A 20,551-nucleotide genomic window follows, 5' to 3' on the forward strand; every position below is an offset into this window, starting at 1 on the left:
CGGCCCTAGAGCAACTCCCGGGCGCGCTCCCGCAACACCTCCAGCAGGATGCGCTCGCAGGTCTCCACCGAGGCCGAACGCGCGACCTCGGGGTTGGCATACAGGCCCACCTGCCGATCGAAGCCGGTCACGATGCGCTGGTCCAGCCGGCCGCCGCTGGCGTTCACGACGAACTGGGCCGCGGCCTTAGGGGTCACGAACGCGCCGTAGCCTTCGGCGCACAACTGCGCGGCGGCGGTGGACGACTCCACGCTGCCCACGACCTGGAACGACAGCCCCCGCTCACGCGCCGTGCGCTGCAGCACCTGGTGGATGGGCTGCGTGGGCGACACCAGCAAGGGCAAGGCGGCCAGGTCCGACAGCTCCAGCTGGGGCGGCATGCCCGCCAGCAAGGCCGGCGGCCCGACCACGCACAGCGGCTCGTCCAGCAGCACCGGCAGCGCCGGCTTGGCGCCGACGGGCAGCACCCGCAAGGCGATGTCGAGCCGGGCATCGTCGATCGCCTGCACCAGTTCGTCCGAGTAGCCCACCACGATCTCCGGCACGATGCCCGGCGCTTCGGCGCGCAGGCGGCGGAACAGCGCGGTCGCGAGGTACGGCGCCATGCTGCGCAGCAGCCCGATGCCGACGCGGCCGCCCACGTGGCCGGCCTTCTCCCGCGTCGCCGCGGCCGCCGCCGCCACCTGCTTGACGATGATCTTGGCGCGGGCGTACAGCTCCTGCCCCGCGGCCGTGGGCGAGACGCCCTGGCGGGTGCGCACCAGCAACTGCAGGCCCAGCTCCTCTTCGAGCGAGGCGATGCGCTGGCTCAGGGCGGGCTGGGCCACGTGCAGGCGGCGGGAGGCGTCGGTGACGCTGCCCGCCTCGACGATGGCGATGAGATAGCGAAGCTGGCGCAGATCCATGAGTTCCCCTGGCTGGGCCCGGCGGGAATCGCCGGCCATGACGCCGGGAATGTAGCCGGCGTGTCCCGGTTGCCTGGTGCGCCCGGCAGCGGGTCCCGCCACGGAGCGCCGCGGCCGCGGGCGCGATACGACGGCTGCCGTGGGGGGCAAGCTAGGATCGCACCCGTGCGCATCCTGCTGGCCGAAGACGACAAGCTGCTCGCGGACGCCCTGTCGCGGGCGCTGGTGCAGTCCACCTATGCGGTGGACGTCGCCTCCTCCGGCACCCAGGCCGACGCCGCCCTGGCGATGGACACCTACGACCTCGCCATCCTCGACATCGGCCTGCCCGGCCTCAGCGGCCTCGAAGTGCTCAGGCGGCTGCGCGCGCGGCACTCGCGGGTGCCCGTCCTCATGCTCACTGCCCTGGACGCCCTCGGTGATCGCGTGCGCGGACTCGACATGGGGGCCGACGACTACCTGGCCAAGCCCTTCGACCTGCCGGAACTCGAAGCCCGCGTGCGGGCCCTGCTGCGGCGGGGCGCCGGCCAGGCGCCGGTCATGTCGCACGGGCAGCTGCGGCTGGACGCCACGGCTCGTCGTGTCTTCCACGGTGAGCAGCCAATCGAGCTGTCGGCGCGCGAGTTCGCGGTGCTGGAGCTGCTGCTCATGCGCGAAGGCCGGGTGGTCAGCAAGGAGCAACTCATGAACCACCTCTACGGCTGGGACGATGATGTCGCGCCCAACGCCGTCGAGGTCTACATCCACCGCGTGCGCAAGAAGCTGGAGGCGGCCGGCTGCGAGATCCGCACCGTGCGCGGCATGGGCTACCTCATCGAACGCGCGAGCCGCCATGGCCAGGGCTGAGCCCAGCCTGCGCCACCGGCTGCTGCGCTGGCTGCTGGCCCCGCTGCTGGGCCTGCTGCTGCTGGACTTCGGTGTGAGCTGGTGGACCGCGTTGCGCGCGGCCGACCTGGCGCATGACCGCGCCCTGCACGAGATCGCCCGTGAACTGGCCCTGCACCTGCGGGCCGGCCCCGGCGGCGCGCGGCTGGAGCTCACCGATGCGGCCGAGCGCCTGCTGCTGGTGCACCCCGAGGACCAGGTCTTCTTTCGCGTCCGCACCCGCTCGGGCGATCCCCTGGCCGGTGATGCCGAGCTCGACGCGCCGGCCGCGCTGGCCGTCCGCCCGGGCGCGGTGACCTTCCACCGGCAGCGGCTGCAGGACGAGCCCGTGCGGGTGGTGTCCGCCTGGTTCGTCCCGGACGGCGCCGACCAAGGCGACCCGGTGCTGGTGCAGGTGGCCGAGACGCTGCACCAGCGCACGGCCGTGGCACGCGAGATCGTGGCCCATGTGCTGGTGCCCCAGCTGTTGCTGCTGGTGCTGGTGCTGGCCGTCGTGTACTTCGGGGTCGAGCGCGGCTTGCTGCCGCTGCGGCAGTTGCGCCAGGCCCTGGCCAGCCGCTCGCACCGCGACTTGCGTCCGCTCGCCCTGCAGGAGGCGCCGGCCGAGGTGCGCCCGCTGCTGGACGAGGTGAACCAGCTGATGGAGCGCCTGGGCCACGCGCTGGACATGCAGAACCGGTTCATCGCCGACGCGGCTCACCAACTGAAGACCCCCGTGAGCGGCCTGAAGGCCCAGATCGAGCTGGCCCTGCGCGAGAGCGATCCGCAGCGCCTGGCGCCCACGATGGCCCAGCTCTACACCGGCGTCGAGCGCCTGTCACGACTGGTCGGCCAACTGCTGGCGCTGGCGCGCAACGAGCCCGGCGCCCTGGAGCGGCTGCGCCTGCAGCCGCTGGACCTGGGCGCGCTGGCGCTGGAAGTGAGCATGGAGTGGGCCCCGCAGGCCCTGCGCCGCGACATCGACCTGGGCTTCGAAGGCGCGCAGCGGCCGCTGCTGGTCGAGGCCGACGCCGAACGGCTGCGCGAGCTGCTGGACAACCTCATCGACAACGCCGTGCGCTACAGCCGGGAAGGCGGCCGGGTCACCGTCTCGGTCGGCCAGGACGGTGGCGAGCAAGTGCGCCTGTCGGTGCACGACGACGGACCCCACATCCCGCCCGAGGAGCGCACGCGGATCTTCGAACGCTTCCACCGCCTGCTGGGCGCCAACACCGAAGGCAGTGGCCTGGGCCTGGCCATCGTCAGCGAAATCGCCACGCTGCATGGTGCCCGCATCACGCTGGAGGAGGACAGCGACGGCGTGGGCAACCGCTTCAGCGTCTGGTTTCCAGCCATCAGGGTGCGCGCGACCTGAGTTCCTGAAAGGTGGCCGAAAGCTGGCCGACATGGTGGCGAAAGCGGGCTGCGCCACGCTCCCTGCGTCCAGCCGTCGTCGACGCATCGCGCGCCCCCCCCCCACAGGAGAACAGATGTCCGCTTTCACCATGCCCGAGTTCTGGGTCGCCCTGGCCCAGATCATCCTGATCAACATCGTGCTGTCCGGTGACAACGCGGTCGTGATCGCACTGGCCTGCCGGGCCCTGCCCCCGCAGCAGCAGAAAAAGGCCATCCTGTTCGGCAGCGTCGGCGCCATCGGGCTGCGGATCGTGCTCACGTTCTTCGCCGTTTACCTGCTGTCACTGCCCTACCTGAAGCTTGCCGGCGCCGCCCTGCTGCTGTGGATCGGCGTCGGCTTGCTGAAGGGGGACGACGGCGACGAGGAACTGGAAGGCCATTCGGGCCTGGCCGCCGCGATCAAGACCATCATCGTGGCCGACCTGGTGATGAGCCTGGACAACGTCATCGGCGTCGCCGCCGCGGCCAAGGGCAACGTGGTCCTGCTGGTGGTCGGCCTGGCGGTGAGCATTCCGCTCATCATCTACGGCAGCTCGCTGATCCTGAAGCTCATGGACCGCTTCCCGCTGATCATCACGCTGGGCGCCGGCCTGCTGGGGTGGGTGGCGGGCGAGATGGCCGTGGCCGACCCGTCGGTGACCCGCTGGGTCGACGCGCACCACGCGGTGCACCAGGTCGCGCCGGTCGTCGGCGCAGCGCTGGTCATCTTCACGGGCAAGTGGCTGCTGGACCGGACGCCGCCCGACACGGAAGTCAAGGCCTGAGCGCCCCGCGCGGATCAGGCGCCGCGCCGTGCTTTCAAGTCACCGGTGCCGGGTTGAACAGCACCAGCGAGTTGTGGATGCGCCAGTGCTCGGCCCAGGTCTTGCGCCCGCTGGCGACATCGAGCACGAAGCGGAACATCTCCCACCCCATCTCCTCGATGCTGGCCTCGCCGTCGGCGATGCGGCCGGCGTTGAGGTCCATCAGGTCGTGCCAGCGCCGGGCCAGTTCGGTCCGCGTGGCGACCTTGACCACCGGGCAGGCCGCCAGCCCATAGGGCGTGCCGCGGCCCGTGGTGAAGATGTGCACGTTCATGCCCGCGGCCAGCTGAAGGGTGCCGCAGATGAAATCGCTGGCCGGCGTGGCCGCGTAGACCAGGCCGCGCTGCGTGAGCTTCTCGCCCGGCGACAGCACGCCAGAAATGGGTGACGAGCCCGACTTCACGATCGATCCCATCGCCTTCTCGACGATGTTCGACAGGCCCCCCTTCTTGTTGCCCGGGGTGGTGTTGGCGCTGCGATCGACCTGCCCGCGCTGCAGGTAGGCGTCGAACCAGGCCATCTCGCGCACCATCGCCTGCGCGACCTCGGCGTTGATGGCGCGCGAGGTGAGCTGGTCGATGCCGTCGCGCACCTCGGTCACTTCCGAGAACATCACGGTGGCGCCGGCGCGCACCAGCAGGTCGGTGCAGAAGCCCACGGCGGGGTTCGCCGTCACGCCCGAGAAAGCATCGCTGCCGCCGCACTGCACGCCCACCACCAGCTCGCTGGCCGGCACCGTTTCACGCCGGCGAGCCTGCAGCCGCTCCAGGTGCGCGCGGGCGCGGGTGACGATGTCGTCGACCATGGACATGAAGCCCACGTGCGCCTCGTCCTGCAGCACCACCACGTCGAGCGCCGGCTCGCGCTCGTCGCTGATGGGGATGCTGCCCGGTGGCAGCAGGCGCTCGGGCTGCAGCTTCTCGCAGCCCAGGCTCACCACCATCACCTCGCCGCCGAAGTTGGGGTTGCGGGCCAGGTTGCGCAGCGTGCGGATGGGGATCACCGCATCGGGCGCGTCGATGGCCACGCCGCAGCCGTAGCCGTGCTCCAGCGCCACCACGTCGTCCACGCCCGGGTAGCGGGGCAGCAGCTCGCCCTTGATGCGCTTGACGGCGAACTCCACCACCCCGGCGACGCACTGCACGGTCTGGGTGATGGCCAGGATGTTGCGCGTGCCCACCGAGCCGTCGGCGTTGCGGTAGCCCTCGAAGGTGTAGCCCTCCAGGGGCGGCGCGGGCTGCGGGCGCACGGTCGCGATGGGGAGGCCCTCCAGCGACCTCGCGGGTGGCATCTCCAGCACGCGTTCGTGCACCCAGCTGCCCGCGGGCAGCACGCGCGTGGCGCGGCCGATGGGCACGTTGTAGCGGCGCACCTCGGCGCCGTCGGGCAGATCGACCAGCGCCACCTTGTGGCCCTGCGGCACGCGTTCGCGCAGGCGCAGGCCGCAGGGGAATTGAGCCCCGGCCGGCAGGCCGCCTTCGTTGACCACGATGGCGACGTTGTCCGCTTCGTGCATGCGGATGTACAGGGGGGACGAGGCGCTGGCGGTCATGGCGGTGCCTGCTTACTCGATGGTGATCCTGTTGTCCTTGACCACCTTGGCCATGGCCGGCACCTCGGCCTTGAGCCAGTTGCCGAAGTCGGCCGGGCTCATGGCGGACGGCTCGGCGCCCAACGTGGTCAGGCGCTCGCGCACGTCCGGCAGCGCGGTGATGCGCAGGACTTCGGCGTGGATCTTGTCGACCACCGCCTTGGGCGTGCCGGCCGGCGCCAACAGGCCCTGCCAGCTGCCGGTGAGGAAGCCCGGCAGCGTCTCGGCCACCGTGGGCGCGTTGGGCACCTGTGCGTTGCGCTTGGGGCTGGACACCGCGATCAGCTTGATCTTGCCGGACTTCACGTGCGGGTAGGTAGCCACCATGCCATTGAAGGTCACGTCGATCTGGCCGCCTACCAGGTCGGTCATGGCCTGGGCGCCGCCCTTGTAGGGCACGTAGCCCCAGTCGATGCCCGCGCGCTGGGCGAACACCACGCCCGCCAGGTGCGTGGCGCTGCCCATGCCGGCGGCGGCCGCGAAGTTGACCTTGCCCTTGTTCGCCTTGGCCCAGGCGATCAGTTCGGCCGTGGTGTTGGCCGGCACGTTGCTGCTGGTCACCAGCAGGTGCGGGGAGTAGCCCACCATCGCCACCGGCGCAAAGTCGTTCTGCACGTTGAACGGCAGCTTGTACAGCGCCGGGGCGATGGCGAGGTTGCCCACGTCCATCAGCACCAGCGTGTAGCCGTCCGCCGGCGACTTGGCGACCTGGTCGGCGCCCAGGTTGCCGCTGGCGCCGGGCCGGTTTTCCACCACGATGGGCTGGCCCCAGGTCTCGGACATTTTCTGGCCGAGGATGCGCGCGAGCACGTCCGAGGTGCCGCCGGCGGGGAACGGCACGACGATCTTGACCGGCTTGGAGGGCCAGGCGGCCCCTTGGGCGAAGGCGGCGGGCGCGGCAACCGCGCAGGCGCCCGCGGCCAGCAGGCTGACGAATTTCCTCTTGTTCATGCTCGTGTGTCTCCAGGATGGCCGGCCGCGGCCGGCGGGTTGATGGTTCATGGAATTCAGGCGTGCGGGGCCGCGACGCGCACCTGGCCCGTCGCGAAGAAGGACTGCAGGTTGGCCAGCACCAGCTCGGCCATCGCCTGTCGCGTTTCCTGGGTGCCGCTGGCGATGTGCGGCAGCAGCACCACGTTGTCCAGCGCCATGAGCGCGGGCGGCACCCGGGGCTCGTTCTCGTAGACGTCGAGCCCGGCGCCGGCGATCGTGCGCTGCTGCAGCGCGCGCACCAGGGCGGCTTCGTCGACCACGCTGCCACGCGAGACGTTCACCAGGAAGCCGCGCGGACCCAGCGCGTCGAGCACCTCGGCATCGACCAGGTGCCGGGTGTCGGCGCCACCAGCGCTGACCACGATGAGGAAGTCCGCCCAGCGCGCCAGCTCCAGCAGCGTTTCGGCATAGCCGTAGGGCACGTCGGCCACGCGGCTCCGGTTGTGATAGCGGATCTCCATGTCGAAGCCCTGCGCGCGGCCGGCGACCACCCGGCCGATGCGGCCCAGCCCGACGATGCCCAGTCGCTTGCCGCTGACGCGGGTGCCCAGGGGGAACGCACCTTCGCCCCAGCGGCCGAGGCGCACGAAGCGGTCGGCCGCGCTGAAGCCGCGCGCCACGTCCATCAAGAGGCCCCAGGCCGCGTCGGCGACGCAGTCGTTCAGCAGCTCGGGCGTGTAGCCCACCGCGATGCCGCGCCGCGCCGCGTGCGCCGTGTCGATGCGATCCAGGCCGACCCCGAAGCTGGAGATGACGCGCAGCCGGGGCATGGCATCGATCAGCTCGTTGGCGATGCCGCGCGAGGCCGAGGTGGCGACCGCGTCGAATTCGCCGCCCTGCGCGGCGACGAAGGCGGCGCGCGCGGCGCCCGCCGGCGGCAGGTGCGTGAGCTCGTAGGCCTGCGCCAGCTGCGCGTCGAGCCAGGGCGTCAGCGGCGCGGCGTGGAGTACGCGGGGACGGGTCATGGGTTCAGGCCCTCAGCAGGGCTGCCCTTGCCGCGCCACCAGCCAGGCCGGTGCATCCTGCAGCGCCACCGGGCGCAGGAAGCGGTCCATCGCGGCCCAGCCCACCGAGGTGGTGGCCGGCTGCGTGGACGAGGGGAAGGGTCCGCCATGCTGCTGGCCGGCCGTCACCGCCACGCCGGTGGGCACGCCCTTGAACAGCACCCGCCCGGCCACCTGCGTGGCGGCGCGCACCAGGCGCAGGGTCTCGTCGGTCGCCTGCTCGGCACCGAGCAGCGTCACGGTGAGCGAGCCGCCGATGGCTTCGAGCACCTCGACCACCTGTGGCACGCCCTCGGACCGCACGACCAGCGCCGCTGGGCCGAACACTTCCTCGTGCAGCGCAGGGTCGGCGACGAAGCCGGCGGCGTCGACCTGCGCCAGGAAGGCGCGCGGCGGCTCGTCCGGTGCCGATGCCTCGGCAACGAGCGCCTGCAGGCGCGGATGCGCGGCCCAGGCGGCACGCCCGGCCTCGAAGCCCTCGCGCATCTGCGTCGTGAGCATGGCGTGCGGCCGGGCGGCGTGCAGGGCCTGCGCCAGCTGCTCCACGAACGCGTCGCCGGCTGCACCGGTCGGCACCACGATCACGCCCGGGCTGGTGCAGAACTGGCCGCACCCGGTGGTGATGGACACGGCCAGCCCCTGCGCCAGCCCGGCGCCCTGCCCCAGCGCCGGCGGCAGCACCACGAAGGGATTGACCGAGCCGAGCTCGCCGAAGAAGGGAATCGGGCGAGGCCGCGACTGGGCGGCCTGCTGCAGCGCCAGGCCACCGCGTACCGAGCCGGTGAAGGCCGCGGCCTGGATCAGCGGGTGCTGCACCAGGCGAACGCCGACTTCGGAGCCCCGGCCGTCGACCAGGTCGAACACGCCGGCCGGCAGGCCCAGCGCCTTCACCACCTGGCGCGCGAGTTCGGCCACGGCATGCGAGAGCGCGCGGTGCCCACGGTGGGCCTTGACCACCACCGGGCAGCCCGCCGCGAGTGCCGAGGCCGTGTCGCCGCCCAGGACCGAGAAGGCGAAGGGAAAGTTGCTGGCGCTGAACATCGCCACCGGCCCCAGCGGCACCCGCACCCGCATCAGGTGGGGGTGGCCGGCGGGCGGCGCCCCGGGAACGGCCGGGTCGTCGGTGAAGACGAAGGCGGCGCCCTGCTCCACCTGGTTGGCGAAGCCACGCAGCTGGAAGGCGGTGCGATCCAGCTCGCCGTCGAGGCGCGCGGTGCCCAGGTGGGTCTCCTCGTCGGCCAGCTTCACCAACGATTCGCGCCGGGCCTGAAGCGCGTCGGCCAGGCTGCGCAGCAAGGCCGCGCGTGTGGCAGCCGGCGACGAGCCGTAGGTGGCGAAGGCCGCGTGCGCGGCACGGGCTGCGGCGTCGACGTCGGCCGCGGTGCTGTCGGTGAAGTTCATGTGGGCTGGCCTTTCATTTCAGTGGTCCACGATGCGCGGGCCGCCGAGGCGGGCATCTCGAGCCGCCGCGAAGCGGCCGGCGCGCGGGCCGCCGAGACGGGCATTTCGAGCCGCCGCGAAGCGGCCGGCGCGCGGGCCGCCGAGACGGGCATCTCGAGCCGCCGCGAAGCGGCCGGCGCGCGGGCCGCCGAGGCGGGCATCTCGAGCCGCCGCGAAGCGGCCGGCCCTCCCAGCGGCAACCGCGGAACCGGCTTTGCCGGGCCGCTGGTTGCGCCCCCCTGGGGGGGAGGCGCCGAAGGCGCTTCGGGGGGGGGTCATCTCACCAGGCACGGGCGCTTGGGATCGAAGGTCCAGCCGGGGACCAGGTACTGCATGGCGACCGCGTCGTCACGCGCGCCCAGGCCGTGCTGCAGGTACAGGGCGTGCGCCTTCTCGACTTCGGCCATGTCCAGCTCCACGCCCAGTCCCGGTTTCTTCGGCACCTGCACGTAGCCGCCGTCGATGGCCAGCGGCTCGCGGGTGAGGCGCTGGCCGTCCTGCCAGATCCAGTGGGTGTCGATGGCGGTGACCTGGCCCGGCGCCGCGGCGCCGACGTGGGTGAACATGGCCAGCGACACGTCGAAGTGGTTGTTGGAATGCGAGCCCCAGGTCAGGCCCCAGTCGCGGCAGGTCTGGGCCACCCGCACCGAGCCGGCCATCGTCCAGAAGTGCGGATCGGCCAGCGGGATGTCCACCGCCTGCAGCGACAGCGCATGCACCATCTGGCGCCAGTCGGTGGCCACCATATTGGTCGCGGTGGGCAGGCCGGTGGCGCGGCGGAACTCGGCCATCACCTCGCGGCCCGAGAAGCCTTCCTCGGCGCCGCAGGGGTCTTCGGCATAGGCCAGCACGCCGCGCAGGTCGCGCAGCAGACGGATCGCGTCCTCCAGCAGCCAGCCGCCGTTGGGATCGAGCGTGACCCGCGCCTGCGGAAAGCGTTCGTGCAGCGCGCGGATCGCCTCCACTTCCTGCTCGCCGCGCAGCACGCCGCCCTTGAGCTTGAAGTCCTGGAAGCCGTAGCGCGCCTGCGCGGCTTCGGCCAGGCGCACCACGGCTTCGGGCGTGAGCGCCGGTTCATGCCGCAGGCGCAGCCAGTCGTCTGGCGCATCGGGTTCGCTGGCATAGGGCAGGTCGGTCTTGCGCCGGTCGCCCACGAAAAACAGGTAGCCCAGCATCTGCACCGCATCGCGCTGCTGGCCTTCACCGAGCAGCGCCGCCACCGGCACGCCCAGGTGCTGGCCCTGCAGGTCGAGCAGGGCCGACTCCACGGCAGTCACCGCATGGATGGTGGTGCGCAGGTCGAAGGTCTGCAGGCCACGGCCGCCCGCATCGCGATCGGCGAAGCGGGCGCGCATGTCGTTCAGGATGGCCTGCAGCTCGCCCAGGCCCCGCCCTTCGACCACCGCCCGCGCGTCTTCCAGGGTCTGGCGGATCTTCTCGCCGCCGGGCACCTCGCCGACGCCGGTGCGCCCGGCACTGTCGGTGGCGATCACGATGTTGCGGGTGAAAAAGGGCGCGTGCGCGCCCGACAGGTTCAGCAGCATGCCGTCGCGGCCGGCCACGGGAATGACCCGCAGGCCGGTGATGCGAGGCAATGACGATGCGGACATCTCAGGTTCCAGAAGTGGGGTCAGCGGAAGGCGTTCACGCCCCGGTCAGTTGGCGGTGATGTTGCGGCTGGAGATCAGCTTCTGCCAGCGGGCGTACTCCGCGGCCTGAAAGGCGGCGAACTGCTCGGGCGTGTTCAGCACCATCTCGAAACCCAGGTCGAGCAGCTTGGACTTGACCTGCGGATCGTTCAGGCTGGCGACGACGGCCGAGTGCAGCTTGGCCTTCACGTCCGCCGGCAGCCCCTTGGGACCGACGATCGCCTGCCACGAGTACACGTTGGCTTCCTTGATGCCGTTCTCCTCCAGCGTGGGCACGTTCGGCAGCAGCGGCGAACGCCTGGCGCTGGTGATGGCCAGCGCGCGCAGCTTGCCGGACTGGATCTGCGGCATGGCGGTGTTGATGTTCATGAAGGACGATTCCACCTGGTTGCCCAGCAGGTCGCTCATCACCGGGCCGCCGCCCTTGTAGGGCACGTGCACGCCGGTGGTGCCGGTCTGCTGCCAGAACAGTTCGGCCGTGAGGTGGTCGCTGCTGCCGCTGCCCGACGAGGCGAAGCTCATCTTGTTGGGGTTGGCCTTGAGGTGCGCGATCACGTCGGCCAGCGTCTTGTGCGGCGAGGCGGCGGGCACGACCAGCACGTTGGGCGCCTGCACGGCGACGGTGAGCGTGTCCAGGTCCTTCAGCGCGTCGTAGGGCGCCTTCATCAGGTGCGGCGCGATCACCAGCGGCCCGAGCGACGTGACCAGCAGCGTGTGGCCGTCGGCCGGCGCGCGCGCGACCTGGCCGGCGCCGATGGTGCCGGTGGCGCCGGCACGGTTTTCCACCACCACGGTGCCGCCCAGGCGCTCCTGCAGGCGCGGTTGCAGGTTGCGGGCGATCAGGTCGGTGGAGCCGCCGGGCGGGAACGGCACGACCAGCACGACGGGCTTGGTCGGGAACGCGAAGCTCAGGCCGGTGGAGGCGGCCAGGACGAGGGCCGTGAGGGCTTTCTTCATGAGGGATGTCTCCGTGCTGGTGATGAAACTCATTGCGGGCCCAGGCGCTGCATCAGCGCCTGGAGCTGCTCGACTTCCTGCGGCCTGAGGTCGGACAACGGCGGGCGCACCGGCCCCGCCGAATAGCCCGCCAGCGTGGCGCCGGCCTTGACGATGCTCACGGCGTAGCCCTCGCCCTTGTTGCGGATCTCGAGGTAGGGCAGGAAGAACTGGTCGATCAGGCGCGACACGGTGGCCTGGTCGCCGGCGGCATAGGCGTTGTAGAACTCGATGGCCGTCTTCGGGATGAAGTTGAAGACCGCCGACGAATACGTGGGCACGCCCAGCGCGCGGTAGGCATTGGCATAGACCTCGTGGGTGGGCATGCCGCCGATGTAGACGAAGCGCTCGCCCAGGCGCTGGCGGATCTGCACGATGCGCTCGACATCGCCCAGGCCGTCCTTGAAGCCGATGAGGTTGGGGCAGCGCTCGGCCAGCATCTCCAGCGACGTCGCGTTGAGCTTGCAGGCGCCGCGGTTGTAGACGATCACGCCGATCTTCACGCTCTTGCACACGGCCTCGACGTGGGCGACCAGGCCTTCCTGCGTGGCCTCGGTCAGGTAGTGCGGCAGCAGCAGCACGCCCTGCGCACCGCTGCGCTCGGCCTCCTGGGCGTAGGTGATGGCCAGGGTGGTGCCGCCACCGGCGCCGCCCACGATGGGCACCTGGCCGCGGCAGGTCTCGGCGGCGGTGCGCATCACCTGCGCGTACTCACCCGGCTCCAGCGAGAAGAACTCACCCGTGCCACCCGCCGCGAACAGCACCGTGGCGCCATAGGGCATGAGCCACTCCAGCCGGCGGGTGTAGCCCATGGGGTCGAAGCGCAGCTGCGCGTCGAAGTCCGTGAGGGGGAAGGACAGCAGCCCGGAGGACAGCGATTGCTTGAGCTCTTGAGGAGACATGGTGGGGTGGGTTTCGGTGAACGGGTACGACATCGTACAACATGATTCGTGCGTGACAAGCGCGGCGGTGCGGAAAAGCCCGGCGCTCAGCTTCTGGGGGTGACGGTGGCGCGCCGGCGCCGCTCGCGGCTGTTGGACAGGTGGGTGCGCATGGCCGCCCGCGCGGCCTCGGCATCCTGGCGGCGGATGGCGTCGTAGATGCTCTCGTGCTCGCCGTTGACGTGGCGCAGGTAGTCACGCCGCTCGGCCGTGATGGGCACGTCGGAGTCGAGCCGCGCGCGCGGGATCATCATGCCGCCCAGGGTGGACATGAGGTCGGCGAAGCGGGGGTTCTGGGTGGCGCGCGCGATCTCCAGGTGGAACTGGAAGTCGGGCCCCACGGCGTCGCGCCAGGCCTCCACCGCGCCGGCGAACGCATCGAGCGCCGCCCTCAGGGCACGCAGGTTCTCCTCGCTGCGGCGCTGCGCCGCCAGAGCGGCCGCTTCGGTTTCGACGGCGATGCGCAGCTCGAGCACCGCGATCACGTCCTGCAGCGTCTCCAGCTGGCTGGGCGAGATGCGGAAGGCACTCGCGTCGCCGAAGCCCAGCACGTAGGTGCCGATGCCGTGGCGCGTCTCCACCATGCCGGCCGCCTGCAGCCGGGAGATGGCCTCGCGCACCACGGTGCGGCTGACGCCGAATTCCTCCATCAGGTCGGCCTCGCGCGGCAGCTTCTCGCCGGGCGGCAGGCGGCCATCCCGGATGCGGTCGCCCAGCGACTGCACCAAGTCGGTGGTGAGGGAGCGGGATCGGCGGGCCGGGGGGGGAGCCAGGGTGGTCATGCGGCGATTATGGACGGATGTACGACGACTTGGGATCCCGGCGCCAGGAGCCGGCCTTAGCATCGACGACCGCCATCCTGCCAAGAGACGCCCGTGACCCTCTCCCCCAGCACCGCCGCCTGCCCCGCCCACCCCCCCGCTTCCGCCTGCGGCCACGCCGGCGAGGCCTGTTTCTGCACCACGCTTGACGCGCAGGCTCTCGCGGCCGCCATCGAGCAGGAACTGTCCCCCGCATCGCCGGTGGCGGACGTGTCCACCGCCTGGGCCAACGCCTTCGCCCGCTGGCCGGTGTTCATCACGCTGTCCCAGGGCGACCGCATGGCGCGGGTCGTCCATGCCATCGAGCAAGTGGCCGCCCTGCCCGCCTGGCGTGCCGAGGCCCTGCGCGCCGCGCCGTCCATCGCCGCCCACTCGCAGGGGACGCGCGGCGTCTTCTTCGGCTACGACTTCCACGCCCACGGCTTGCACCTGGGGCTGATCGAGATCAACACCAACGCGGGCGGCGCGCTGGTCAACACGCTGCTGGCACGGGCGCAGCACGCGTGCTGCCCCTCCATCGAGCGGCTGCAGCCCGACGCCGACCGCGCCGCGGCCTTCGAGGAACAGGTCGTCGCGATGTTCCGCACCGAATGGCGCCTGGCCCGCGGCGAGCAGCCGCTGCGTACCACCGCCATCGTGGACCACGAGCCCGAGGCGCAGTACCTGTACCCGGAGTTCCTGCTGTTCCAGCGCCTGTTCGAGCAGCACGGCATCCGCGCCCTGATCGCGGATCCGTCGCACCTGTCGATGGACGGCGGCGCCTTGCGCTGCGGCGGCGAGGTGGTGGACCTGGTCTACAACCGGCTCACCGATTTCTACCTGGAAGCGCCCTCCTCCGCCGCACTGGCGCAGGCCTGGCTGCAGGACGCGGCGGTGCTCACGCCCCATCCGCAGGCGCATGCGCTGTTCGCGGACAAGCGGCGGCTGGTCACGCTGTCCGATCCCGCCGCGCTGGAGCGGCTGGGCGTGCCGCACGAGATACGCGAGGTGCTGCGCGGGGCGATCCCGCGCACCTGGGAGGTCACGCCCGCGAACGCCGACGAGATGTGGTCGTGCCGGCGCGACCTGTTCTTCAAACCCTTCGCCGGCTTTGGCAGCCGCGCGGCCTACCGGGGCGACAAGCTCACGCGGCGCGTGTGGCAGGAGATCGCCGCGGGCGGCTACATCGCCCAGCGCCTGGTGCCGCCGGGCACCCGCCCCACGGCCGCCGGTCCGCAGGCGCCGATGAAGTTCGACCTGCGCCAGTACGCCTACCAGGGGCAGGTGCAGTGGACGGCGGCACGCATGTACCAGGGCCAGACCACCAACTTCCGCACACCGGGCGGCGGCTTCGCGCCGGTCTATACCGTGGCACCCGGCACCGAAGGCAGCTGCTGCGCCGGGCCGGCCCGCGACGGCCACGCGTCCTTCGTGTTCCTGCTGGACGACACGGGCGAGGTCCATCCGCTGCCGCACCCGCTGTACGTGGCCCTGGCGCGCGGCGAGGCCACCAGCCCCGCGCTGGCCGGCCAGCGCTTTCGCGCGGCCGACTGGTACCTGCGCATGGACGGCGACCAACCGGGGCCGCTGGTCAACGAGTGGTACGGGTGGGTGCAGTTCGACGCGGACGGCCGCTTCGATCCGACGGCCGGGACCGTGGGCCCTGGCGGGCCGGCTCCGGAGAACATCGATGCGTCTGCCTTTCCGACGGCCGAAGAACGGGCGCGCATGGCACAGGCGATCTCGGCGAAGGCGCAATAGCTCTCCATCGAAGCGGCAACGCTTCGAGGTGCCGGCACACAGCCGGGCTCTACCGGTTCAAGCTGCGCATGCGCTGCTCGAACTCGCCCTGGTCGATCTCGCCGCGCGCGAATCGCTCGCGCAGGATCTCGTCCGCGCGGTCCTTGCCCCGCGTCGAGGGCCATAGCAAGCGCACGAGCGCCACGACCCCTGCCACGAGCAGCACCCACCACAACACGTGAGCCAGCCCGAACCAGGCCATGCCGGCTCCACCTTCCCAAAAATCCCACATCATCATGAACTCCTGTCGTTGATGCGCCGTGGCGAACCTGCGGCCGTACGTCGAGCCTACGAGCCCCGCCGGCCTTGCGCATTGACTTCCATCAAGTCACGGCTCCAAGCGCATCGCCGGTATCCGACCCGACCCTTGCAGCAACGAGGGGGCGCTCCGATTGGAGCGCCCCCTCGTTCATGGGATGGGATTGCGGGTCAGCCCACCTGAACCGGCACGAACAGCCGCGCGTCACCGCGCTGGATCAACAGCGCCACCGACTTGCCGCCGCCCTGCACCGCCGCGCGTGCCGCGTCGACCGTCCTGGCCGGCTGGCCGTTGATCGACAGCACCACGTCGCCGGCGCGCAAACCGGCTTTGGCGGCCGGTCCGCTGGCCTGCTCCACCACCAGCCCGTTGTCGCCAGGGCGCAGCGCCAGGCCCAGGCGCCCACCCTCGGCAGGCGCCGCATCGCCGTCGGCCTTGGCCACCGTCTCGGCGTCCGCGGTGCCCAGCTTGGCCGTCAGCTCCTGCGCCTTGCCGTCGCGCCAGACCTGCAGCTTCACCGCCTTGCCGGGGGTCAGCTGACCCAGGTAGGCCGGCAGGTCGCCGGAGGCGACGATGGCCTGCCCGTCGGCGGACTGGATCACGTCGCCGGCCTTCAGGCCCGCCTTCTCGCCCGCGCCGCCGGGCTCGACCCGCGACACCAGCGCACCGGCCGGGCGCGGCAGCTTGAACGAATCGGCCAGGGCCTGGTTGACCTCCTGCACCACCACGCCCAGCTTCACGTGTTCGGCCTTGCCGGTGGCGACGATCTGGTCGGACACGCGCTTGGCCAGCTCGATCGGGATGGCGAAGGACACGCCCTGGTAGCCACCCGAGCGGCTGTAGATCTGCGAGTTGATGCCCACCACCTCGCCGAGCGCGTTGAACAGCGGCCCGCCCGAGTTGCCGGGGTTCACCGCCACGTCGGTCTGGATGAAGGACACGCCGCTGCCATCGGGCAGGCTGCGCGACTTGGCGCTCACCACGCCGGCGGTGACGGTGTTCTCGAAGCCGAAGGGCGAGCCGATGGCCATCACCCATTCACCGGCCTGCAGGTTCGCGGCCCGGCCCAGCTTGACCACCGGCAGGTCCTTCGCGTCGATCTTCAGCACGGCCACGTCGGTGCGCTCGTCGATGCCCAGCACCTTGGCCGGGAACTCGCGCCGGTCGTTGAGCTTGACGGTCACCTCCTTGGCGTTCTTCACCACGTGGGCGTTGGTCAGCACCAGGCCGCCGGCGTCGACGATGAAGCCGGAGCCCGCACCCCGCACCGGGGCCTCGCGGCCCTGCGCCTGAGGCGGCTGGAAGCGGCGGAAGAACTCGGGCAGTTCGTCGGCGCCGGGCAGCCCCGCCTGCTGCGGGTGCGCGCCACCTTCCACGGTGATGTTCACCACGGCGGCGCCGTGCGCCTTGGCGATGCCGGCCAGGTCGGGCAGGCCCGCCGGGGTGGGTGCGGCCGTCGCCACGGCGGCGACCGGGGCCGCATGGGCCGAGCGCTGCGCCAGCTCGACGCCGGCGCCACCCGCCACGCCGGCAGCCACGAGTGCCAGCACCAGCGGAGCGGAACGGAAACGGGAGCGCAAAGGAGATGTCATCGTCTGTCCTCGTGTCGAAAGTGATTGGATGACGGCAATGTGCACCCGCGCGCTTAGGCCTCTCTTAAGGTGCCGATGGCAGCGACACCGTGACCCGCAGCCCCCCCAGGCGGCTCGATTCGCCCAGCGACATCGCGCCCCCGTGGCGGCGCACCACGGCCGACGCGATGGCCAGCCCGAGGCCGCTGCCGGGCGCATCGGCCGTCCCCGCCCCGCGTTCGAACGCCGCCAGCAGGCGCTCGCGGTCGGCCGCCGCGATGCCGGGACCGCTGTCCTCGACGGTGATGGTCGTGCGCTCGCCCCGGTCCTCCCAGCCGATGTCCACGCGGCCGCCTTCGGGCGTGTACTTGATCGCGTTGTCCAGCAGGTTGCGCAGCAGGACTTGCAGCGAGGGCGCGTCGCCGCGCACGTGCAGCGGCGGCGAGGGCTGCAGCCCCAGGTCGATCCGCCGCGACTGGGCCAGCGGCAGCAGGTCGCCGATCACCTCGCGGCAGGCGGGCTCCAGCGGCACCACGGCATCGCCTGCCGGCGGAAGCGCTTCCTCGCGGGCCAGCGCGAGCAGCTGCGACACGAGGGCGGCGGCGCGGGCCACGCCAGCCTCCAGCACCTGCGCCTGGGTTGCCAGCTCGGAGCCCTGCGCACGGCGCCTGAGCGCCTGCACCTGCAGACGCAGGGCCGCCAGCGGCGAGCGCAGTTCGTGCGCGGCCTGGTTCAGGAACTGCTGGCGCGCATCGATGGCCTCGCGCACCCGCGCGAACAGCAGGTTCAAGTCATGCAGCAGCGGTCGCACCTCCTGCGGCAGGCCGTCTTCCGGCAAGGGCGAGAGGTCATCGGCTTCACGCGCCGCGACCTGGCGGCGCATGCGTTCCACCGGGGCGAGCGAGCGGTCGATCACGAACCAGACAGCGGCCATCAGCAGCAGCCCCAGTCCGATGACCGGCAGCGCACTGCTCCAAGCCATGGCCCGCGCCCGCGCGCGCCGGGCGTCGAGGTCCTGCGCCACCTGCACCGTGCGATCGGCGGTCTGCAGCGTATAGACGCGCAGGTGCACGCCGTCCTGCACCACGTCCGAAAACCCGATCACCGGCCGTTGCGGCAGCCGCATCGGTCCGGCCTCGAACAGCAGCACCCCGCCCGGGCCGAAGATCCGCACCGCGAAGCCGGACAGCCCGCCCCCGGGGGCCGTGCCGACGTGTTCCAGTGATTGCGCCACCACCTGCAACTGCGCGTCGAACAGCGCGTCGGCGTTGCGCAGTGCCGTGCGCCACGCACCGGCTGCCTGCAGTGCCGAGGTGACGGCGATGGCCGCCAGCATCAGGCCCAGCAGGCGGCCGCGCAACGAGTGGCCGGTCGCCTGCCTCACCGGCCGCCACCGTTCTCGCGCGGCACCAGGTAGCCCAGTCCGCGCACCGTCTGCACGGCATCGCTGCCGAGCTTCTTGCGCAGCCCGTGGATGTAGACCTCCACCGCATTGCTGCTGATGTCCTCGCGCCAGCCGTAGAGCTTTTCCTCGAGCTGGCTGCGGGAGAACACTGCACCCGGGCGCAGCAGCATGGGTTCGAGCACGGCCCACTCGCGGGAGGACAGCTGCACCGGCCTGCCATCGAGGCTGGCCTCGCGCGTGGCCGGATTGAGCGCGATGCGGCCATGCACGTACGCCGGCCCCGCGGCGCCCGCACTGCGGCGGATCAAGGCGCGCAGCCGCGCCAGCAGTTCGTCGGTCTCGAAGGGCTTGACCAGGTAGTCGTCGGCGCCCGCATCCAGCCCGGCAATGCGATCGGCCACCGCGTCACGCGCCGTGGCGACCAGCACCGGCACGCGGTCACCGCGCGCGCGCAGCGACTGCAGCACCTGCAAGCCATCGCGCTGCGGCAGCCCGAGGTCCAGCACCACGGCGTCGAAGCTCCCGGTGCGCAGGGCCGTGTCGGCACTGGCACCGTCGCGCAGCCAGTCGGTCGCATGGCCCGCGTCACGCAGCGCATCGACCAGCGCCTGCCCGATCATGGGATCGTCCTCGACCAGGAGGATTCTCATGGCCGCCCTGCTCCTTTGTTTCTGCGCAACCGTGCGCTGCGCCTCGCCTGGATCCTAGCGGCGGCCAGCGAGCTGCGGGGCCGATGGCGGGTGCCGATGAAAAAAGTTGCGGAACCCGCGTCCGCGAACCGCGCTCCAACCGCGCATGGCTCCAGCCGCGGAGTCGGAGAATTCGATGCGCCAGACCCATACAGCACGGCATCCGTCAGTTCCCCCATCGCGCCAGCTGATGGGCGGCAAGTCGACCCGGCACCAGCGACGCACGCCGGCTTCGCGCAACCGGGCGCCGGGCGTGCTCATCGTGGACCCGAGCGGCGAGCGGCGTGACCTGCTGGCGCAGCTGCTCGAATGGCACGGCTTCGAGGTGTACATGGCCTCCAGCGTCGACGTGGCCGTGGTCGCCGCACGCAAGTTCAGGCCGCACGCCGTTCTTCTGGACATCAGCAGACCGGGGATGGATGCCGAAGCCACCGCGCGGATGCTGCGCCACCGCAGTGGGCTGCACCACGCGTTCATCGCCGGGCTGTCGAGCTTCACGAGCGCCACGCACGCGCGGATCCCTGGCGAAGCCGGGCTGGACGCGACCCTCGTCAAGCCCCTGCGGATCGATGACCTGCTGGCGCGGCTGCAGTCGGCCGGCATTGCGGTTTCGGCAGTGCAGCCCGCCGAGCGCCAGTAGACCGGTCTGCCTTCGCGACCCGCAGGAAGATGCCGCGCGATGGCGCAGCACTCGACGCAACACGCGAACAACACCTCCGCCGCGCAACGCACGGACACCTTGCCACGATGCAGCCTGCCCAGCCGCTTGCTCGAGCCGATGCATTTGTCGCATGTGAGATCGGATCGCGCGTGTGACTGGAACCCAGCTGGCGGGAAAGCAAGGTCCTACAGGGAAGCCCGCCGGCCATCCGACGGGCGTTGCGAACCGGCACCGACGTCGCGCACGATGATCGGACGATCAAACTGCATTCATACCCATGTAAGGAGGTCATCATGCGACATCACTCAAGCCCGATCCGGGCTGGCCTGCTGGCCATCGCCAGCTGCGCGACCCTCACCTTCGGCGGGGCCATCGCAGCGCCACCCGCCGGCGGCACGGGCGTCGAGCCCTCGGTGGACAAGTCCGCGATCCTGCGCCGCGATACCGACATCACCCACTCCAGCTCCCTCGAGGAAGCCCGCAATGCACGTGCCGCGGCGCGCCGCGGCGAGCTGAGGCTCGAGGGACAGGACTACACCGCCAACGCGCTGGCACGCTGCGATGTGCACGCCGGCGTCGACAAGGTGGCCTGCGAGGCCCGCGTGATGGGCTTCGGCGGCGCAAGCGGCACCGTGGACGGCGGCGGACTGCTGCGTTGGGTCGAGACCGTGGTCGTGCCGCCGGACGCCGGCCAGGTGACGATCGCGCCCCGTACGGCGGAGACCCTCGTGCTGGTGCCGGTCACCCGGTAAGCTGGCCGACGG

19 protein-coding genes are annotated in these 20,551 nt (G+C 71.5%); 6 read left to right on the top strand and 13 right to left on the bottom strand.

Annotation, left to right across the window (positions count from 1 at the left end; genetic code table 11):
• Positions 1-5 precede the first annotated feature (5 nt).
• Positions 6-905 carry a LysR substrate-binding domain-containing protein gene (locus JI739_RS01930; RefSeq protein ID WP_201682150.1) on the bottom strand — a complete coding sequence of 300 codons (900 nt, stop codon included), beginning with the start codon at positions 903-905 and terminating at the stop codon, positions 6-8.
• 165 nt (positions 906-1,070) lie between these two features.
• Between JI739_RS01930 and JI739_RS01935 the strand changes: the two genes are divergently transcribed.
• The 3 genes from JI739_RS01935 (at position 1,071) to JI739_RS01945 (ending at position 3,949) form a co-directional block, all read left to right on the top strand.
• A complete protein-coding gene (locus JI739_RS01935; RefSeq protein WP_201682151.1) occupies positions 1,071-1,751 on the top strand; it encodes a response regulator in 681 nt (226 codons plus the stop codon).
• Entirely contained in the window at positions 1,738-3,144 is a 1,407-nt protein-coding gene (locus JI739_RS01940) for a sensor histidine kinase (protein ID WP_201682152.1), read from the top strand. The genes JI739_RS01935 and JI739_RS01940 overlap by 14 nt, the downstream gene beginning before the upstream one ends.
• A 115-nt stretch (positions 3,145-3,259) precedes the next feature.
• The gene (locus JI739_RS01945) at positions 3,260-3,949 is read left to right on the top strand and encodes a TerC family protein (protein WP_201682153.1); all 690 of its coding nucleotides are present in this window, start codon (positions 3,260-3,262) and stop codon (positions 3,947-3,949) included.
• A 34-nt stretch (positions 3,950-3,983) separates the two neighbouring features.
• Here the strand turns inward: JI739_RS01945 and garD are convergent, their stop codons facing one another.
• From garD to JI739_RS01985, 8 genes are all read right to left on the bottom strand, one after another.
• Positions 3,984-5,540, bottom strand: a complete 1,557-nt coding sequence (gene garD, locus JI739_RS01950) for a galactarate dehydratase (RefSeq protein WP_201682154.1) — start codon at positions 5,538-5,540, stop codon at positions 3,984-3,986.
• Between the two features lie 12 nt (positions 5,541-5,552).
• Entirely contained in the window at positions 5,553-6,530 is a 978-nt protein-coding gene (locus JI739_RS01955; protein ID WP_201682155.1) for a Bug family tripartite tricarboxylate transporter substrate binding protein, read from the bottom strand.
• Between the two features lie 56 nt (positions 6,531-6,586).
• Positions 6,587-7,537, bottom strand: coding sequence for a 2-hydroxyacid dehydrogenase (locus tag JI739_RS01960; RefSeq protein WP_201682156.1), 951 nt, complete (start codon positions 7,535-7,537; stop codon positions 6,587-6,589).
• Positions 7,538-7,549: 12 nt separating this feature from the next.
• Positions 7,550-8,977 (bottom strand): aldehyde dehydrogenase (NADP(+)), encoded by a 1,428-nt coding sequence (locus JI739_RS01965; RefSeq protein WP_201682157.1) that lies wholly within the window; start codon positions 8,975-8,977, stop codon positions 7,550-7,552.
• A gap of 314 nt (positions 8,978-9,291) precedes the next feature.
• Positions 9,292-10,626: a glucarate dehydratase gene (gene gudD / locus JI739_RS01970; RefSeq protein WP_201682158.1), complete on the bottom strand. Its 1,335-nt coding sequence runs from the start codon at positions 10,624-10,626 to the stop codon at positions 9,292-9,294.
• 45 nt (positions 10,627-10,671) lie between these two features.
• A complete protein-coding gene (locus JI739_RS01975; RefSeq protein WP_201682159.1) occupies positions 10,672-11,622 on the bottom strand; it encodes a Bug family tripartite tricarboxylate transporter substrate binding protein in 951 nt (316 codons plus the stop codon).
• Positions 11,623-11,651: 29 nt separating this feature from the next.
• Positions 11,652-12,563 (bottom strand): 5-dehydro-4-deoxyglucarate dehydratase, encoded by a 912-nt coding sequence (gene kdgD / locus JI739_RS01980; RefSeq protein WP_201682160.1) that lies wholly within the window; start codon positions 12,561-12,563, stop codon positions 11,652-11,654.
• An 86-nt stretch (positions 12,564-12,649) separates the two neighbouring features.
• Positions 12,650-13,384 (bottom strand): FadR/GntR family transcriptional regulator, encoded by a 735-nt coding sequence (locus JI739_RS01985; RefSeq protein WP_201682161.1) that lies wholly within the window; start codon positions 13,382-13,384, stop codon positions 12,650-12,652.
• A 93-nt stretch (positions 13,385-13,477) separates the two neighbouring features.
• Between JI739_RS01985 and JI739_RS01990 the strand changes: the two genes are divergently transcribed.
• The gene (locus JI739_RS01990; protein ID WP_354003662.1) at positions 13,478-15,163 is read left to right on the top strand and encodes a hypothetical protein; all 1,686 of its coding nucleotides are present in this window, start codon (positions 13,478-13,480) and stop codon (positions 15,161-15,163) included.
• Between the two features lie 49 nt (positions 15,164-15,212).
• Here JI739_RS01990 and JI739_RS01995 read toward each other — a convergent pair whose 3' ends face one another.
• From JI739_RS01995 to JI739_RS02010, 4 genes are all read right to left on the bottom strand, one after another.
• Positions 15,213-15,437, bottom strand: coding sequence for an SHOCT domain-containing protein (locus JI739_RS01995; protein WP_201682162.1), 225 nt, complete (start codon positions 15,435-15,437; stop codon positions 15,213-15,215).
• A 194-nt stretch (positions 15,438-15,631) separates the two neighbouring features.
• Positions 15,632-17,053: a Do family serine endopeptidase gene (locus JI739_RS02000; RefSeq protein ID WP_201682163.1), complete on the bottom strand. Its 1,422-nt coding sequence runs from the start codon at positions 17,051-17,053 to the stop codon at positions 15,632-15,634.
• A 64-nt stretch (positions 17,054-17,117) separates the two neighbouring features.
• On the bottom strand, positions 17,118-18,416 hold the full coding sequence (locus tag JI739_RS02005; protein ID WP_354003663.1) for a sensor histidine kinase: 1,299 nt from the start codon (positions 18,414-18,416) through the stop codon (positions 17,118-17,120).
• Positions 18,413-19,087 (bottom strand): response regulator, encoded by a 675-nt coding sequence (locus tag JI739_RS02010; protein WP_201682164.1) that lies wholly within the window; start codon positions 19,085-19,087, stop codon positions 18,413-18,415. Before JI739_RS02010 ends, JI739_RS02005 begins: the two co-directional genes overlap by 4 nt.
• A gap of 175 nt (positions 19,088-19,262) precedes the next feature.
• Between JI739_RS02010 and JI739_RS02015 the strand changes: the two genes are divergently transcribed.
• The gene (locus JI739_RS02015) at positions 19,263-19,766 is read left to right on the top strand and encodes a response regulator (RefSeq protein WP_201682165.1); all 504 of its coding nucleotides are present in this window, start codon (positions 19,263-19,265) and stop codon (positions 19,764-19,766) included.
• Positions 19,767-20,080: 314 nt separating this feature from the next.
• On the top strand, positions 20,081-20,539 hold the full coding sequence (locus tag JI739_RS02020; RefSeq protein ID WP_201682166.1) for a hypothetical protein: 459 nt from the start codon (positions 20,081-20,083) through the stop codon (positions 20,537-20,539).
• The last annotated feature ends 12 nt before the right edge of the window (positions 20,540-20,551 follow it).

Source organism: Ramlibacter aurantiacus (assembly GCF_016722895.1).
Classification (GTDB): domain Bacteria; phylum Pseudomonadota; class Gammaproteobacteria; order Burkholderiales; family Burkholderiaceae_C; genus Ramlibacter; species Ramlibacter aurantiacus.